This window comes from Mesorhizobium sp. CA7 (assembly GCF_020165015.1).
Lineage (GTDB): Bacteria > Pseudomonadota > Alphaproteobacteria > Rhizobiales > Rhizobiaceae > Mesorhizobium.
This window is the reverse complement of sequence record NZ_JAIUHH010000025.1, coordinates 1-15,031: the sequence shown is the minus strand read 5'-3', so window position 1 is coordinate 15,031 and position 15,031 is coordinate 1. Positions and strand designations below refer to the sequence as shown.

Here is a 15,031-nt window from a genome sequence, read left to right as displayed (position 1 = left end):
GTCAGGCCGAGTCGAGAACGGTGGCTTCCGAGAACCGGAGCGGAGCGTACTTAACGTACGTGAGCACCGGAAGCGCAGGAAGCTGCCGTTCGCAGGCCGGGCTCACCTGAATATCAATACACTTATTGTAGACTCGAGCCAAACTCATCATCCTCGCGCGCCAGCGTCATTTCGGTGATGGCGATCAGCGTTTCGGCGCGCGTCTTCAGGTCCGGCGCTTCCAGCAGCGCCTGCTTCTCGGCCGGCCCGTAGGGCGCCATCATCGACAGCGCGTTGACCAGCATGCCGTTTTCGGCGCGGCTGACGCTTTCCCAGTCGGCCTCGAGGTCGTTGGCCTGCAGATAGGAACGAAACGCCTTGAGCAGCGCCGGCCGGTCGACGTCGGCGCCGGCCGGGTCTTCCTCGAGGTCGGCGAGAAACGGCGCGATCTTGCACTGCCGGAACGGCGCCTTTGCCGTAAGCTCCTGCACAATGCGAAACCGGCACACGCCCTGCAGCGAGATCAAATAGCGCCCGTCGCCCGTCTCGGCGAGCGAGATGATGCGCCCGGCGCAGCCGACGCTGCACAGTTCAGGCTCGCCGTCGTCGCGCAATGCGCCGTCGAGGCTGGGCTGGATCATGCCGATCAGCCGCGAGCCGGCCATCGCCAGATCGATCATCTGCAGATAGCGCGGCTCGAAAACGTTGAGCGGCATGCGGCCGCCCGGCAGAAGCAGCGCGCCGGCGAGCGGGAAAACCGGGATTGCCGCCGGCAGATCCTTGGCAAGCCTGTAAAGTGCGTTACCGACGCGCACCGCAACCCTCCCAAAGCAACGCCGGCAAGCGTATCAAGCTGCAATCTCCTCTCGCACCGGCGAATTCGTCACGATCGGCATCCGGCCCCGCCCTTATCTGGCGCTGATGTCCCGCTGCGCAAGCCTGCCGGCCGCGACAGCCGGCAAAAAATTCACGGCAATTCCGGGAAAGTATCAGTTGGGGTCGGCGACTTCGCCGCAGCCTTCCGTCCGGAATTGCGCAAACCGAACTTAAAGCGGTTCGGCGGCTCTGTGAATCGCCGAAACCGTCCTACGAGAACAGCAGCGACGAGAGCTTGCGGCGTGCCGCGAGCGTCGCCTCGTCGGTCATTCCCCAGGCTTCGAACAGCTTCAACAGCTGCGCCCTGGCGCCGTCGTCGTTCCAGGTCCGGTCGGCCTTGACGATCGCCAGCAAATTGTCGGCGGCCGCGTCGCGCTCGCCGCGCGCGTTCTGGATCATCGCCAGATCGAAGCGCGCCTGATGGTCGGCCGGGTTGGCGGCGAGCCGGCGCTCGAGCTCGGCCGGATTGCCGAGCGCGGCCGCTTCCGCGGCAAGCGTCATCTTGGCGCGCAGCGCGGCCAGCGCGGGCGCGTCCTTCTTGTCCTCGGGCGCTCGCGCCAGCACGGCCTCGGCACCTTCCACGTCCCCGGCATCGTACAGGATCTCGCCCAGGCCTGCGACCGCCTCGATCGTCTCCGGCGCCTGCTCGAGGACCGCGTCGTAAATGCCGGCCGCGGTCTGGACGTCGCCGGCCGTGCGCGCCTCGGCCGCCGCCGCAAGCGCGTCGGCGATTTGCGGCGCGCCGCCGCTCTTGCCGCCGACCTTCTCGATGAATTGGGCGACCTGGCTTTCCGGAACCGCGCCCATGAAACCGTCGACGGGCTGGCCGTCCTTGAAGGCGATGACCGCGGGAATCGACTGGATGCCGAGCTGGCCGGCGATCGAGGGATGATCGTCGATGTTCATCTTGACCAGCTTGACCTTGCCGCCGGCGTTCTTCACCGCCTTTTCGAGCTGCGGCGTCAGCTGCTTGCAAGGCCCGCACCATGGCGCCCAGAAGTCGACCAGCACCGGCTGGCGGCGCGATTCCTGGATGACGTCGGCGGCGAAAGTCGCTGTTGTGGTGTCCTTGATAAGGTCGGCCGCCGCCGGTCCGTCGCCGAGCGAAACCTTGGCGCGGTCGCCGCCACCATATTGCACCGTCTGGGCATACTGGCCGCCATTGCCGCCAAACGCGCCGCTATACGGATTGTTGTCACTCATCTTGTCGCCCTTTCGGTCACGCTCTCAGGCGTCGGCGCCCGGCGCGTCATTGTCGGATTTCGCAACCGCCTTCCATGTGGCGATCAGCCCCCGAGTTTCAAGGCAATAAGGCCTTCAAGGCAAGGGCACTTTCAAGGTCATGAGACTTTCAGGATAACAGGATCATGGCCGGTTGCCTCGACGAATCTGATCAGGTCGGCGGCGGCGATCGAGGTCGTCGCCTCATTGGTCAGCGGATGGCCGTTGATGACGTCGTGGCTCATCAACGCCTCGTCGAGCACGACCTTGACCTTGCCTTCCGTGTCGTTGATCAGGCCGAAAACGGTGACCGCTCCGGGGATGACGCCGAGCAGCTCCATCAGCATTTCCGGCTTGCCGAACGACACCCGGCTGGCGGCGCCGATCAGGTGGTGGATCTGCTTCAGGTCGACCACGGCGTCCTCGCCGACGGTGACGAGGAAATAATTGTCCTTCTTGTCCTTGAGGAACAGGTTCTTGGTGTGGCCGCCGGGAATCTCGCCGCGCAGGCCTTGCGAATCGGCGACCGTGAACAGCGGCGGGTGCCTGACCGTCGAGACGGAAATGCCGAGATCGGCAAGAAATTCGTTGAGCTCGGCTTCGGTCTTCGGCATCGGTCCTCGCGCGGTCAAAAAAGGGCTCATGCCGTTTACGGCCAACGGTGCCATCGGGGCAAGGCCGCCGGAGCCATTGCGGGCAAAGCGGGCGGCGGCTTGCCTGCGGATTTGCGAGCAGTCCGGTTTCGCCGCCGCTTCGATGCTTTCGACGCGAACGTCACCGCGGGAAGAATTCGCGCCAAAAAAGACCGTCATTTCCCTGTTGCAATCGCCGCGCTCTTCGGCCATATAGGCGCGGCTTGCGGCCCAAGGCCGCGCGAGCGGGTGTAGCTCAGGGGTAGAGCACAACCTTGCCAAGGTTGGGGTCGGGCGTTCGAATCGCCTCACCCGCTCCAGTTTCCTTCAAGGAATCAAGCAAACGAAAAGCCGCGGTCTCCGCGGCTTTTTCGAGTTTGTGGCCTGCGGGAAACCCGCCTCGGCACCGCGCCGGAGTTACGTCTGGACCGTCGGCACCGCGCATTGCCGCATCCCCACGGATCTTCCGTGAAATATCTGGCAGATGGTTCACGCGATATTTTCCTTCAAACAGCCACGTCCGCATCCGGAAAGTATCCGCTCCCCATCAGACTTGAGTCGCATGCCGAAGGGACTGTAGAGCCTCTTTTGCCGGGCGCCCGACAACTATATGTTGTGTGAAGTGCTGGAATTAATCCGGCCGGGCAGTCTCGCGGGAGGTATTCCCGCAAGTCGTTACGTTGGGGCATAGCTGGAGCAATTCCAGGAAAGTATGAGCGGTTATGCTCGGCGACTTCGCCGCAGTCTTCCGTTCGGAGTTGCGTCAAAGCAAAGATAGAACGTCGGCCATGAGGTTCACAGCCTTACAGGATCCGTGCGGCCAACGGATGGTGTTCGATTTGCGGTCCGGTTTCCCGGCGCGAATGCCGGACATGTTGCTGCTTGGCCCGACTCGCGAGGAGGCGGAGCTGCTCGCGGGCCAGGCAAATGAATTCCTCTCGGTGCCGCGCTCGGCCGTGCCTCTTTCTCGATATTTGATCGCCCCGCAATGGAACGATTGGGCATCATCGGAACTTTAGCTTGCGCTAAAACAAGGAGCGCCTATGAGGTTCGCGGCAATACAGGATCCCTGCGACGACTGGCTTGTCTGCGATCTGGTTTCCGATCTCCCGGCGGAGATAGCAGGCAGGCTGCTGATCGGGTTGACGCAACGCGAAGCCGAGCAACTTGCCGACCAGGCCAATGCCGGGCCAATCGGGCAGGCCATCGATTGGCCGATCCCGCTCGCCAGCGTCGCTTGAAGGCGGCCGGGCTTGGGAACCCGCCTCGCCGACGGCGCATCGGCGATTCAATCCCAGATCACATCGGATAACATTTGCGTTCCACCTCCGTTTCAACGCCGGGGCGGCTTTCTATATGTCGTTTCTGGGCCGAGATCCGCCGGCGGCGAATGGCCAGCACCGCGACACGACGCGACCGGACGGCCCGTTTTCGGAAAAAGCGGTCTTGCCGCTTCCTCCATCACGAGGAGATGTCATCATGCGTTCTTTCACCCCAAAACTCATCGCGGCCGCCTCGATCTTCGCGGCCATACCGCTTTCGAGCGCCTATGCCGTGCACCGCCACCATAGGGCGCAGGTCGACACAATGACCACGGCGTCAGTGCCGGCGGAGCCCGAAGCGAGAGCCGCGACGCAGCAGCTGCTTGGCGTGAAGCAAGGCATCCGTGCGGCCAGGCAGGCCGGCAAGATCAGCCAGGAAAAGGCCCGCGACCTGATGCGGCAGGCCGATAGCATCCAGCCCCCCGGCGGCCGCTCTGCGATCGGGCGGATCAATGAGCTGGACCAGCGGCTCCGAAACGCTACCGGCCAGGGAATCTATATGGGCGACGGCTCGGACGGCGGCTATTATCCGAACGGCTGACCGCCTGCATGAGCGGTGCGATGCGGCAGTCCTGGAGCAATTCCGGGAAAGCCGGATCGCGGCCCGGCCCGTCGCCTTCGGCCCGCGGCGCACGAAATAAGGACCTGAAGCGGCCCGGCGTTTCGCAAGATCGCCGAACCGCTCCACGCCTTGGCGCTGCCGTCACCGATCCTGCCGCTACGCCAGCCGCGCCCGCGTCGTCCTCGGCGTCGCCAGCAGCAGGCTTGTCTCGCTCCCCGTAATGCCGGGGATCAGCCGGATGCGCCGCAGCACCGCGTCAAAGTCCGTCAGCGTGGCGGTGCCGAGCTCGACCACCAGGTCCCAGCGGCCGTTGGTGGTGTGGATGGTCGAGACCTCGGCGAGGCCGCCGAGTGCCTTGACGACGCGGTCGGCGGCATGGCCTTCGATCTCGATCGTCATCACGCCGCGTATCTTCTGATCGACCGCGTCGGCGCGCAGCACCACAGTGTAGCCGATGATCTCGCCGGACTTTTCCAGCCGTTCCATGCGCGACCTGACCGTGGCGCGTGACACGCCGAGATCGATGGCGAGGTCGGATACACTGCGCCGCGCATCGTGCCTCAGCAGCGTCACCAGTTTCTCGTCCAGCGCGTCCATGGCTTCCATTTCGATCAAATCATCTGACCATTATGATAGATTAGTCTTCTCGAAATGCCAATTTTCACTGTTCAAGCCGCCAGCAGCTGATGGTTCACTCCTTCGATCAATCGCAAGGTGAGAAAAGATGCGCTGCAGGATCGTCGGCGCGCCGGTGCAGGACGGCGCGGGCAGGATGGGATGCGAGATGGGGCCGAGCGCGCTGCGCACAGCAGGGCTGGTCTCGGTGCTGGCCGAGCTCGGCCACCAGGTCGAGGACTGGGGCGCGGTCGAGAAAGCCGCGGCGCGGCCCGTGGCGCACGGCAATCTCGCGCTGAAGGCGCTGCCGGAGATCTCCGCCTGGACGGCGGCAATCGCCGAGACCGCTTACGCGGCTTCGCGGGACGCCATGCCGATCTTCCTCGGCGGCGACCATTCGATCTCCGCCGGCACTATGTCGGGCGTGGCGCGCCGCGCGGCCGAGCGCGGACGGCCGCTCTTCGTGCTGTGGCTCGACGCGCATCCCGATTTCCACACGCTCGACACCACCACCAGCGGCAATCTGCACGGCGTGCCGCTCGCCTATGCCAGCGGCCAGGCCGGCTTCAAGGGCTATTTCCCGGATCTGCCGCAAGCCGTCGACCCGGTCCGCATCTGCGCCATCGGCCTGCGCAGCGTCGATCCGGCCGAGCGCCGCGCGCTTACTGAAGCCGGCGTCACCGTGCACGACATGCGCGCCATCGACGAGCACGGCATCGCCCCGCTGCTGCGCGCCTTCCTGGCCCGCGTCGAGGAGGAGAACGGGCTCTTGCATGTCAGCCTCGACGTCGATTTTCTCGACCCTTCGATCGCGCCGGCCGTCGGCACCACCGTGCCCGGCGGCGCCACCTTCCGCGAGGCGCATCTGGTGATGGAGATGCTGTCCGACTCGGGCCTCGTCTCAAGCCTCGACCTGGTCGAACTGAACCCCTTCCTCGACGAGCGCGGCCGTACCGCCACCCTGATGGTCGACCTCACCGCCAGCCTGATGGGCCGCCGCATCATGGATCGCCCGACCCGCAGCCATTCCGGAAACCTCTGATCATGACCCAGCCTTCGCGCCTTGCCATCGTTCCCTTTGTCAGCGTCGATCGCATGATGAAGCTGGTGCTCGCCATCGGGGTCGAGCGCTTCCTCACCGAGCTCGCCGCCTATATCGAGGAGGATTTCCGCCGCTGGGAGCTGTTCGACAAGACGCCGCGCATCGCGTCGCACAGCCATGACGGCGTCATCGAGCTGATGCCGACCAGCGACGGCAAGATGTACGGCTTCAAATATGTCAACGGCCATCCGAAGAACATGCGCGAAGGCCGCCAGACCGTAACCGCTTTCGGCGTGCTCGCCGATGTCGGCTCCGGCTATCCGATGCTGTTGACCGAGATGACCATCCTGACGGCGCTGCGCACGGCGGCCACCTCGGCGGTAGCGGCAAAATACCTGGCGCCGAAGAACTCCCGCGCCATGGCCATCATCGGCAACGGCGCCCAGTCCGAATTCCAGGCCATCGCCTTCAAGGCGCTCGTCGGCATCGACCGGCTGCGGCTCTACGACATCGACCGCTCGGCCTCGGAAAAATGCGCCCGCAACCTCGCCGGCAAGGGGTTCGATATCACCATCTGCTCGACCGGGCAGGATGCCGTGGAAGGCGTCGACATCATCACCACGGTGACCGCCGACAAGCAGTATGCCACGATCCTCACCGACAACATGGTCGGCGCCGGCGTCCACATCAACGCGGTCGGCGGCGACTGCCCCGGCAAGACCGAGCTGCACCGCGACATCCTCTTGCGCTCCGACATCTTCGTCGAGTTCCCGCCGCAGACCCGCATCGAGGGCGAGATCCAGCAGCTCGACGCCGATCATCCGGTGACCGAGCTGTGGCAGGTGATGACCGGGAAGGCCGAGGGCCGCAAGACGTCCGAGCAGATCACGCTGTTCGATTCCGTCGGCTTCGCCACGGAAGATTTTTCCGCGCTGCGCTACGTCCGCGACCAGCTCCAGGCCACCGGCCTCTATGAGGAGCTCGACCTGCTCGCCGACCCCGACGAGCCGCGCGACCTGTTCGGCATGCTGGAGAGGGCCGCCGTGCAGCCGGCGGCTTGAGGCCTGTCGCTAGGGCGATTTCATACGGCGGGATAATCGCACAGGGCGCTCCCCTCTCCCGTCTCGGCTTCGCCGAGCCACCTCTCACCACTTCGTCTACGTTAAGCACATCTTCTGTGACTGGCGCGACTGATCAGGCCGACGCTTGACTGCCACGTGGTTCCCCCAATCCGTCGCTGCTTCGCAGCGCTACCTTTCCCCCCTCCGGAGGGAAAGGAAGGGAGCTGGACGGGCGCTGACGGCAAAAGGCTTGGCGCCTTTCCTCTACCCCGTCGATCGGGGGAGAGGTGGCTCGGCGAAGCCGAGACGGAGTGGGGGTCGACCAGCGCGCTGCCATGCACGCTATCGCCAAAGGCCGGCCGCTTTGAAAGGTGTGCATGCCATAGATGAAATGGCGGAGAGGTGGATCGGCGCGCAGCGCCGAGACGGAGCGGGGGCAGTGCCTACGTCGTCGATTGCCAGACTACCCCCGCGCCGCGCAGCTTTCCCTCTCCACCAGAACCGGCGCCAGCACCTCGCGCCTTGACGGCGCTTCCGGCTCGCCCAGCCTCTCGAGCAGCAGGCTCACCGCCAGCGTGCCGATCTTTTCCACCGGCTGCGCGATCGTCGTCAGCGGCGGCCAGGTGGTGACGGCGTAGGGAATGTCGTCGAAGCCGATCATCGACATGTCGTCGGGAACGTGCATGCCCCGCGAGCGCAGCGCGGTGACCGCGCCCATGGCCATCAGGTCGTTGCAGGCGAACACCGCGGTGATGCCGGCCGCCTGTACCATAAGCTGCTCCATCGCTAGGCGGCCGCCGGCGAAATGATAGTCGGAATCGACGATTGAGGACGCCGGCAGCTCAACGCCTGCTTCGCCAAGCGCGCGGACAAAACCGCGCAGGCGGGCCGGGCTGGAGCTCGAATCGCGCGGACCGCCGATGACGCCGATCTTCCTGTGGCCGAGCCCGGCCAGGTATTTCCCGGCGAGATAGCCGCCATGGTCGTGGTCGACCAGCACCGAATCGACATTGACCGACTGGATCTCGCGGTCGAGCAGCACCGCCGGCACGCTGGGCAAGAGGCGGGCGAACACCCGCGCATGGTCGGACGAGCCGGCGAAGATCAGCCCGTCGATCTGCTTGGCCATCAGCACCGAGAGATAGCGCTCCTCCTTCTCGGCATTGCCGTCGGAGTTGCACAGGATCACCGTGTAGCCGGAAACGAAGCCGGCATCCTCGATCTGCCGCGCCACGCTGGCGAAGAACGGGTTGGAATTGTCGGGAAGAAGCAGGCCGATGGTCTTGGTTTCGCCGCGCCTGAGACTCCTCGCCACCGAGTTCGGGCTGTAGCGCAGCGCCGTGATCGCGGCGCGCACGCGCTCGGCCGTTTCCGGCTCGACATGACGCGTATGGTTCATCACATGCGAGACGGTGGCGACGGACACCCCCGCACGGCGCGCGACATCGGCAATCGTCGTCATGGCCCGTTCCCCTCAGCGGATTTTCCGCAACAGCCTCTCCCGGTACGCGTCTAGGATGACCGCGAGCACGATGACAAGGCCAATCACGATCGGTTTGAAATTGTCGCCGACGCCCAGCAGCTGCAATCCGGTGGAAAGCACCTGCAGGATGCAGGCGCCGACCAGCGTGCCGATGATCGAGCCCTTGCCGCCGCTGAGGCTGGTGCCGCCGATGATCACGGCGGCAATGGCGTTGAGCTCGTAGCCGACGCCGGCGATCGGGCTGCCGATGTTGAGGCGCAATAGATAGACCATCGCCGCGATGCCGGCGGTGAGCCCGCTGATGGTGAAGGCGGCGACCTTGTAGAAATCCGGATTGTGACCCGACAGCCGCACCGCCTCGTCATTGGTGCCGACGGCGAAGATCATGCGGCCGAAGACGGTGAAGCGCAGCACGAACCACCCGGCGGCGATCACCAGCACCGCGACCAGGAAGATCGACGGCAGGAAGCCGCCGATGATGAGATTGCCGAAATCGACAAAACTCTGCGGCAGGCCGGTGATGGTCGAATTGTCGCTGACCACGCGCGCGGCGCCTGCCGCCATGTTGAGCATACCCAGCGTTACGATGAAGGACGGGATCTTCCAGCGCGTCGAGATCCAGCCATTGAGGAAGCCGCACACTGCACCCGTCGCCATGCAGGCAAGCAGCGCCAGCGTGATCGCGACGGCCGGCGACAGGCTCTCGTTTATCATGACGGTGGCGCCGACCACGGTGCACAGCGCCAGCACCGAGCCGACCGAAAGGTCGATGCCGCCGGTGAGGATGACGAAGGTCATGCCGGCCGCCAGCACCGTGTTGATGGCGATCTGCACGAAGATCTTCAGCGCGTTGCCGGAGGTGGCGAAATAGGGCGCGGTCGCCGAGAAGAACAGCGTGATCAGCACCAGCGCCAGGAGCACGCCGGCATCGCGCACCAGGAAACGCAGGAACTTCGCCCGGCCCGGAGAAACAGGCGCCGCCACGGCTATCTCGGACATCTCGCTCATGGTCGCACATACTCCTGATAGGCGAGCGACAGGATGCGCTCCTGGTCGAATTCGGATCGCGGCACTTCGCCGACGATCCTGTTTTTCGAAAAGACGATGATGCGGTGGCACATGCCCATCAATTCAGGCAGGTCGGACGACACCATGATGATGCCCTTCTGCCGCGCCGCCAGCATCCACAGCAGCTGGTAGATCTCGCGCCGCGCGCCGATGTCGACGCCGCGCGTCGGCTCGTCGAGGATCAGCGTCGAGGTGCCGCGGAACAGCCATTTGGCCAGCACCACCTTCTGCTGGTTGCCGCCCGAGAGGTTGCGCACCGCCTGCTCGATCGAGCTCGCCTTGACGCGCAGCTGGCCGACGAGATCGTTGGCGGCCGCAGCCTCCGTCCTTCGGTTGAGCAGCCCGTTGCGCGAGATCTTGCTGAGATCGGTGATGGTGATGTTCTTGTCGACGGCCATGTCGAGCAGCAGGCCCTGGCCCTTGCGGTCTTCGGTAAGCAGGCTCAGGCCATGCCGCACCGCGTCCTTCGGCGCGGCGATCGCCACCGGCTTGCCGTCGATCTCGACGACACCGTCGAGCTTCGGATCGGCGCCGAACAGCGCCCGCATTGCTTCCGTTCGGCCGCTGCCGACCAGGCCGGCGACGCCGAGGATCTCGCCATGGCGTACGGCGAACGATATCTCCGGGGTGGAGGCGTCGCGCTTCAGGTTGGCGACGCTGAGCGCCACCTTGCCCGGCACGACCCTGGCATCGAAACCGTATTCGTCGGCGATGTCGCGGCCGATCATCATGCGCACCAGGTCGGGCACGGTGAGGCCGTGCAGGTCGCGCGTCGCGACCAGCCTGCCGTTGCGCAGCACCGTCACCCGGTCACCGATCTCGAACACCTCGTGCAGCCGGTGCGAGATGTAGATGATGGTGACACCCTTCGCCTTCAGCCGCTTGATGATGGAAAACAGCCGCTCGATCTCCGGCGGCGTCAGCGTCGCCGTCGGCTCGTCGAGCACCAGAAGCTTCGAGTCGTAGCTCAGCGCCTTGGCGATCTCGACCAGCTGCATCTGCGCGACGCCGAGCGCCTCGACGCGTATGCGCGGATCGATGTCGAGCCCGACTTGCTTGAGCAGCGCCACCGCGCGGCTATTGAGCGCCTTGCGGTCGACGATGCCGAAGGCGCGGCGCGGCAGGCTTTCCAGCATCAGATTCTCGGCGATGCTGAGATAGGGCAACAGGTTCAGCTCCTGGTGCACGACGCGGATGCCGCTCTGCTGCGCATCATGCGGCGTCTTCGGCCGGCAAGGCTGGCCGTTGAAGGCGATCGTGCCGGAGTCCGGCTGGTAGATGCCGGCCAGCAGCTTGATCAGCGTCGACTTGCCGGCGCCGTTCTCGCCCAGGATGATATGGGTCTCGCCGCGCGCGATCGACAGCGACACCTCGCTCAGCGCGACGGCGCCGGGAAAGATCTTTCCGACTCTTTCAAGAGAGAGAATCGCATCCATGGGCGGCAGAATCCTAAACCGTGCCCGTCGGCGACGACAGCAGCGGATGCTCCGTCACCGCCGCCGGAACTGGCGGCGGCGGTGACGAGAGAGACGAAGCCTGGCGCCGGAAGGGAGCGCCGGCGCCCCGGCTCGCCTCATGCGGTGACCAGCTTGACGTCGGTCTTGACCCAGCCGGAGAATTTCTCGCCGGCCAGCTCGCGCAGGCCGTAGTCGATGCCCATCGCCGCCATCTTCGCGCCATACTGCTCGACGGTGGCGAGCATCTTGCCTTCCTTCAGCAGCGGACCGACAGCCGGGATGTTGTCGAAGCCGACGACCTTGATCTGGCCGGACTTACCGGCAGCGTCGATCGCCTTGACGACGCCGAGCGCCATGGAGTCGTTGGCCGCCATCACGCCCTGAATGTCGGGATGCTGGGTGAGGAAGTTGGTCATCAGCGTGTTGGCTTCCTCGGTCTCCCAATGCGCGGTCTTGGAGTCGAGCAGGTCGAGGCCGTATTCCTTTACCGAATCGTCGAAGCCGAGCTTGCGCTGCTTGGCGTTGTCGGCCTCGGGATTGCCCTCGAGGATGACGACCTTGCCGCCCTTGCCCAGCGCCTTGCCGAGCGCGTCGCCGGCCAGCTTGGCGCCGGCGCGGTTGTCCGGGCCGAAGAAGGCGAGGTCGATGCCGGCCTTCTTCTTGGCCTCGGTGTCGAGCGCAACGTCGATGTTGATGACCTTGATGCCGGCCTTCAGCGCCTTGGCGATCGGCGTGACCATGGCTTTCGAATCGGCCGGGGCGACGACGATGATGTTGTAGTTCTGGGTGATGAAGTTCTCGATGGCGTCGACCTGGGCGGCGAAGTCGCGCTCGTCCTTCATGCCGACGGCGGCGAAATCGAACTTGTCCTTGTTCTTGGCCGCATACTCCTCCGCGCCAGCCTGCATCTGCTTGAAGAACTCGTTGGCCAGGGACTTCATGACCAGGCCGACCTTCGGCTTGTCGGCGGCGAGAACCGGTCCGAGCGGCAGCGCCAGCGCGCCGGCAGCCAAGGCGCTGGTCTTCAGGAACTGGCGGCGCGAGAACGGGCCAAGCCCATGCGTGTTTGAGAACTTGCTCATTAGTCTCCTCCACTTGATTGAGCCGTAATCGGTTACGTAACCGATTACGCGCCAAAGTAGATTGCTATTTTATCAGATGTCAACGTCGAAGGAAGGACGAGAGAGAAGGCGGTCCAAGGCTGACGTTGGTGATTGGCGAAAGCCGGCGTGAAGTCTGATCTCCCCCCTTGCGGGGGAGATTACGCGTTTTGCGGTTTTCGCCACATCACCGCCAGCCCAGCGCCGGCGCGACATGCTTCAGGATCGACTCGATGACATGGGCGTTGTAGTCGACGCCGAGTTGGTTGGGCACGGTGAGCAGCAGCGTGTCGGCCTCGGCGATCGCCTCGTCCTCCTTCAACTGCTCGATAAGCACCTCCGGCTCGGCGGCATAGGTGCGGCCGAACACGGCCCGCTTTTCCGGCTCGATATAGCCAAAATGGTCCTCGCCCTCGCTGCCGCCGAAATAGGCGCGGTCCATGTCGTTGACGAGAGCGAAGATGCTGCGGCTGACCGAGACGCGCGGCTCCCTGGCATGGCCTGCTTCCTTCCAGGCGGCGCGGTAGGCCCTTATCTGCTTGGCTTGCTGGACATGCAGCGGCTCGCCGGTCTCATCGAATTTCAGCGTCGAGCTTTGCAGATTCATGCCGAGCTTGGCCGCCCACACGGCCGTGGCGTCGGTGGCCGCGCCCCACCAGATGCGTTCGCGCAGGCCGGCCGAGAACGGCTCGAGCCTGAGCAGGCCGGGCGGGTTGGGGAACATCGGCCGCGGATTGGGCTGGGCGAAGCCTTCGCCGCGCAGCAGGTCGAGGAAGATCTCGGAGTGCCGGCGCGCCATGTCGGCATCGCTCTTGCCCTCTTCCGGCACGTAGCCGAAATAGCGCCAGCCATCGATCACCTGCTCGGGCGAGCCGCGGCTGATGCCCAACTGCAGACGCCCGCCGGCAATCAGGTCCGCGGCGCCCGCGTCCTCGGCCATGTAGAGCGGGTTCTCGTAGCGCATATCGATGACGGCGGTGCCGAGCTCGATACGCTTGGTCCTGGCGCCGGCCGCGGCAAGCAGCGGAAACGGCGAGGCGAGCTGGCGGGCGAAATGGTGGACGCGGTAATAGGCACCGTCCGCGCCAAGTTCCTCGGCCGCGACCGCGAGGTCGATCGACTGCAGCAGCGCGTCGGCGCCCGAGCGCGTGCCCGATTGCGGCGAGGGCGACCAATGCCCGAACGACAGAAATCCGATCTTCTTCATGTGCTCCGTTCCTGCTGGAGCGGCCCAACGACCGCTTGAACTTCTTGTTGCTCCAGCAGATAGCCAGGGCAGCGCCGCGATACAACGGACACCGAACGGATACAGACCGTCAATGCGTCCTGCGAAATGTCCGCCCTCGCGTCGGGACGTGATGGGGCCGGAGGCGGCGCCGATCGCCTCATCCTGGCATTCTCGCCGGCGCCGGAGCGCTGTATCGTTCTCGCCACCCGATGATTCCCGAGCATTGGACGAAGCCTTGATGCATGGCCTGACACCCATATTTTCCACCGTGACCGCCTCGTTCCTGGCCTCCTTCGTCGAAGTGGTTGAAGCCTTCACCATCGTGCTCGCCGTCGGCGTGACGCGCAGCTGGCGACCGGCGCTGACGGGTGCGGCGCTGGCGCTCGCCCTGCTGGCGGCGCTGGTGCTTGTTTTCGGACCGCTGCTGGCGCTCGTCCCCATCACCGTCCTGCAATTCGTGGTCGGCGTGCTTTTGATCCTGTTCGGCATGCGCTGGCTGAGAAAGGCGATCCTGCGCAGCGTCGGCGTCATCGCGCTGCATGACGAGGAGCAGGCCTTTTCCAAGGAGACGGCCGCCTTGCAGCGGCAGGCCGCCGACCGCCGCGCCGACTATCTGGCGGCCGTCGCATCGTTCAAGGCAGTGCTGCTCGAAGGCGTCGAGGTGGTGTTCATCGTCATCGCCGTCGGCGCCGCGCACGGGCAGACGCTCTATGCCGGCCTCGGCGCGCTGGCGGCCTTCGTGCTGGTGATGCTGATCGGTCTTGCCGTGCATCGTCCTTTAGCCCGCGTGCCCGAGAATGCGCTGAAATTCATCGTCGGCCTGATGCTGACCAGCTTCGGCGTGTTCTGGACCGGTGAAGGCCTCGGCGCCGAGTGGCCGGGCGCCGACCTCGCTCTGCTCGCCATCTTCGCCGTCATCGCAGTCGCCTCCTTCGCCATCGTGCGTTGGCTGCGCGGCGCCTACCCGGCACCCGCCGAAGGAGTTGCCCGATGATCCGTCTCGTCTTCAAGGAACTCGTCGGCATGTTCGTCGACGACGGCAATCTCGCCCTGCTCGCGCTGATCCTGATCGCGCTGATCACCGCCGCGGTGAAGGTCTTGGGGCTGCCGCCGCTCATCGGCGGCTTCCTGCTTCTCGTCGGCTGCCTGGCAATTCTCCTGCAGAGCACACGCCGCGCCGCGCGCGGCAGGGCGCGCTGACCAAGCGTCCATTCCGGTGAAATCAGCGCAAACGCTGAGGGTTGGCTGGAGCCTCCCAGCCTCGTCATCCACGGGCGGAGCGACGCGAAGCGGAGCGCAGACCCGAGGATCCTGTGTGTTGGTTCTGGTGTATGGTTGAAGTGGGAAGGAGACCGAATGAATCCTGGTCGTCCTTTCGGACAGGC

16 protein-coding genes and 1 tRNA gene are annotated in these 15,031 nt (G+C 65.1%); 8 read left to right on the top strand and 9 right to left on the bottom strand.

What is annotated here, in order from left to right; all coding sequences use genetic code 11:
• Positions 1 to 122: 122 nt before the first annotated feature.
• The 3 genes from LB552_RS27730 to LB552_RS27720 form a co-directional block, all read right to left on the bottom strand.
• Positions 123 to 794 carry an LON peptidase substrate-binding domain-containing protein gene (locus LB552_RS27730; protein WP_095769837.1) on the bottom strand — a complete coding sequence of 224 codons (672 nt, stop codon included), beginning with the start codon at positions 792 to 794 and terminating at the stop codon, positions 123 to 125.
• A 271-nt stretch (positions 795 to 1,065) separates the two neighbouring features.
• A complete protein-coding gene (trxA, locus tag LB552_RS27725; RefSeq protein WP_224608514.1) occupies positions 1,066 to 2,058 on the bottom strand; it encodes a thioredoxin in 993 nt (330 codons plus the stop codon).
• 137 nt (positions 2,059 to 2,195) lie between these two features.
• A complete protein-coding gene (locus LB552_RS27720; RefSeq protein WP_140845995.1) occupies positions 2,196 to 2,690 on the bottom strand; it encodes a prolyl-tRNA synthetase associated domain-containing protein in 495 nt (164 codons plus the stop codon).
• A gap of 263 nt (positions 2,691 to 2,953) precedes the next feature.
• Between LB552_RS27720 and LB552_RS27715 the strand changes: the two genes are divergently transcribed.
• The 4 genes from LB552_RS27715 to LB552_RS27700 all read left to right on the top strand — a co-directional run bounded on the left by LB552_RS27715 (position 2,954) and on the right by LB552_RS27700 (position 4,571).
• Positions 2,954 to 3,028 (top strand) — tRNA-Gly (locus LB552_RS27715).
• A gap of 402 nt (positions 3,029 to 3,430) precedes the next feature.
• A complete protein-coding gene (locus tag LB552_RS27710) occupies positions 3,431 to 3,727 on the top strand; it encodes a hypothetical protein (protein ID WP_224608511.1) in 297 nt (98 codons plus the stop codon).
• A 24-nt stretch (positions 3,728 to 3,751) separates the two neighbouring features.
• The gene (locus LB552_RS27705; protein WP_224608508.1) at positions 3,752 to 3,949 is read left to right on the top strand and encodes a hypothetical protein; all 198 of its coding nucleotides are present in this window, start codon (positions 3,752 to 3,754) and stop codon (positions 3,947 to 3,949) included.
• A 238-nt stretch (positions 3,950 to 4,187) separates the two neighbouring features.
• On the top strand, positions 4,188 to 4,571 hold the full coding sequence (locus LB552_RS27700; protein ID WP_224608505.1) for a hypothetical protein: 384 nt from the start codon (positions 4,188 to 4,190) through the stop codon (positions 4,569 to 4,571).
• Between the two features lie 177 nt (positions 4,572 to 4,748).
• On the opposite strand, the gene LB552_RS27695 is transcribed toward LB552_RS27700, so the two are convergent.
• A complete protein-coding gene (locus LB552_RS27695; RefSeq protein ID WP_095769871.1) occupies positions 4,749 to 5,189 on the bottom strand; it encodes an Lrp/AsnC family transcriptional regulator in 441 nt (146 codons plus the stop codon).
• 127 nt (positions 5,190 to 5,316) lie between these two features.
• Between LB552_RS27695 and rocF the strand changes: the two genes are divergently transcribed.
• Positions 5,317 to 6,249: an arginase gene (gene rocF / locus LB552_RS27690; RefSeq protein ID WP_224608502.1), complete on the top strand. Its 933-nt coding sequence runs from the start codon at positions 5,317 to 5,319 to the stop codon at positions 6,247 to 6,249.
• A gap of 2 nt (positions 6,250 to 6,251) precedes the next feature.
• Entirely contained in the window at positions 6,252 to 7,310 is a 1,059-nt protein-coding gene (locus tag LB552_RS27685; RefSeq protein WP_224611308.1) for an ornithine cyclodeaminase, read from the top strand.
• Positions 7,311 to 7,773: 463 nt separating this feature from the next.
• Here the strand turns inward: LB552_RS27685 and LB552_RS27680 are convergent, their stop codons facing one another.
• The 5 genes from LB552_RS27680 to LB552_RS27660 all read right to left on the bottom strand — a co-directional run bounded on the left by LB552_RS27680 (position 7,774) and on the right by LB552_RS27660 (position 13,625).
• Positions 7,774 to 8,772 (bottom strand): LacI family DNA-binding transcriptional regulator, encoded by a 999-nt coding sequence (locus LB552_RS27680; RefSeq protein ID WP_224611307.1) that lies wholly within the window; start codon positions 8,770 to 8,772, stop codon positions 7,774 to 7,776.
• 12 nt (positions 8,773 to 8,784) lie between these two features.
• Complete coding sequence (locus tag LB552_RS27675; RefSeq protein ID WP_411966409.1) at positions 8,785 to 9,801, bottom strand: ABC transporter permease; 1,017 nt, start codon at positions 9,799 to 9,801, stop codon at positions 8,785 to 8,787.
• Positions 9,798 to 11,297: a sugar ABC transporter ATP-binding protein gene (locus tag LB552_RS27670; protein ID WP_224611306.1), complete on the bottom strand. Its 1,500-nt coding sequence runs from the start codon at positions 11,295 to 11,297 to the stop codon at positions 9,798 to 9,800. Before LB552_RS27670 ends, LB552_RS27675 begins: the two co-directional genes overlap by 4 nt.
• Before the next feature lie 137 nt (positions 11,298 to 11,434).
• Positions 11,435 to 12,400 (bottom strand): sugar ABC transporter substrate-binding protein, encoded by a 966-nt coding sequence (locus LB552_RS27665; RefSeq protein WP_140845939.1) that lies wholly within the window; start codon positions 12,398 to 12,400, stop codon positions 11,435 to 11,437.
• A 205-nt stretch (positions 12,401 to 12,605) separates the two neighbouring features.
• Complete coding sequence (locus LB552_RS27660) at positions 12,606 to 13,625, bottom strand: LLM class flavin-dependent oxidoreductase (protein WP_224544359.1); 1,020 nt, start codon at positions 13,623 to 13,625, stop codon at positions 12,606 to 12,608.
• Between the two features lie 259 nt (positions 13,626 to 13,884).
• Between LB552_RS27660 and LB552_RS27655 the strand changes: the two genes are divergently transcribed.
• Both LB552_RS27655 and LB552_RS27650 read left to right on the top strand, forming a co-directional pair.
• Positions 13,885 to 14,640, top strand: a complete 756-nt coding sequence (locus tag LB552_RS27655; RefSeq protein WP_224611305.1) for a COG4280 domain-containing protein — start codon at positions 13,885 to 13,887, stop codon at positions 14,638 to 14,640.
• On the top strand, positions 14,637 to 14,846 hold the full coding sequence (locus LB552_RS27650; protein WP_224611303.1) for a hypothetical protein: 210 nt from the start codon (positions 14,637 to 14,639) through the stop codon (positions 14,844 to 14,846). Before LB552_RS27655 ends, LB552_RS27650 begins: the two co-directional genes overlap by 4 nt.
• Positions 14,847 to 15,031: the final 185 nt, after the last annotated feature.

Excerpts from the sequence above, each read along its gene's own strand:
- LB552_RS27705 (WP_224608508.1), top strand. The coding sequence starts at position 3,752 with ATGAGGTTCGCGGCAATACAGGATCCCTGCGACGACTGGCTTGTCTGC.
- LB552_RS27655 (WP_224611305.1), top strand. The coding sequence starts at position 13,885 with ATGCATGGCCTGACACCCATATTTTCCACCGTGACCGCCTCGTTCCTG.
- LB552_RS27710 (WP_224608511.1), top strand. The coding sequence starts at position 3,431 with ATGCTCGGCGACTTCGCCGCAGTCTTCCGTTCGGAGTTGCGTCAAAGC.
- LB552_RS27700 (WP_224608505.1), top strand. The coding sequence starts at position 4,188 with ATGCGTTCTTTCACCCCAAAACTCATCGCGGCCGCCTCGATCTTCGCG.
- rocF (WP_224608502.1), top strand. The coding sequence starts at position 5,317 with ATGCGCTGCAGGATCGTCGGCGCGCCGGTGCAGGACGGCGCGGGCAGG.
- LB552_RS27720 (WP_140845995.1), bottom strand. The coding sequence starts at position 2,690 with ATGCCGAAGACCGAAGCCGAGCTCAACGAATTTCTTGCCGATCTCGGC.
- LB552_RS27650 (WP_224611303.1), top strand. The coding sequence starts at position 14,637 with ATGATCCGTCTCGTCTTCAAGGAACTCGTCGGCATGTTCGTCGACGAC.
- LB552_RS27670 (WP_224611306.1), bottom strand. The coding sequence starts at position 11,297 with ATGGATGCGATTCTCTCTCTTGAAAGAGTCGGAAAGATCTTTCCCGGC.
- LB552_RS27660 (WP_224544359.1), bottom strand. The coding sequence starts at position 13,625 with ATGAAGAAGATCGGATTTCTGTCGTTCGGGCATTGGTCGCCCTCGCCG.
- trxA (WP_224608514.1), bottom strand. The coding sequence starts at position 2,058 with ATGAGTGACAACAATCCGTATAGCGGCGCGTTTGGCGGCAATGGCGGC.
- LB552_RS27675 (WP_411966409.1), bottom strand. The coding sequence starts at position 9,801 with ATGAGCGAGATGTCCGAGATAGCCGTGGCGGCGCCTGTTTCTCCGGGC.
- LB552_RS27680 (WP_224611307.1), bottom strand. The coding sequence starts at position 8,772 with ATGACGACGATTGCCGATGTCGCGCGCCGTGCGGGGGTGTCCGTCGCC.
- LB552_RS27665 (WP_140845939.1), bottom strand. The coding sequence starts at position 12,400 with ATGAGCAAGTTCTCAAACACGCATGGGCTTGGCCCGTTCTCGCGCCGC.
- LB552_RS27685 (WP_224611308.1), top strand. The coding sequence starts at position 6,252 with ATGACCCAGCCTTCGCGCCTTGCCATCGTTCCCTTTGTCAGCGTCGAT.
- LB552_RS27695 (WP_095769871.1), bottom strand. The coding sequence starts at position 5,189 with ATGGACGCGCTGGACGAGAAACTGGTGACGCTGCTGAGGCACGATGCG.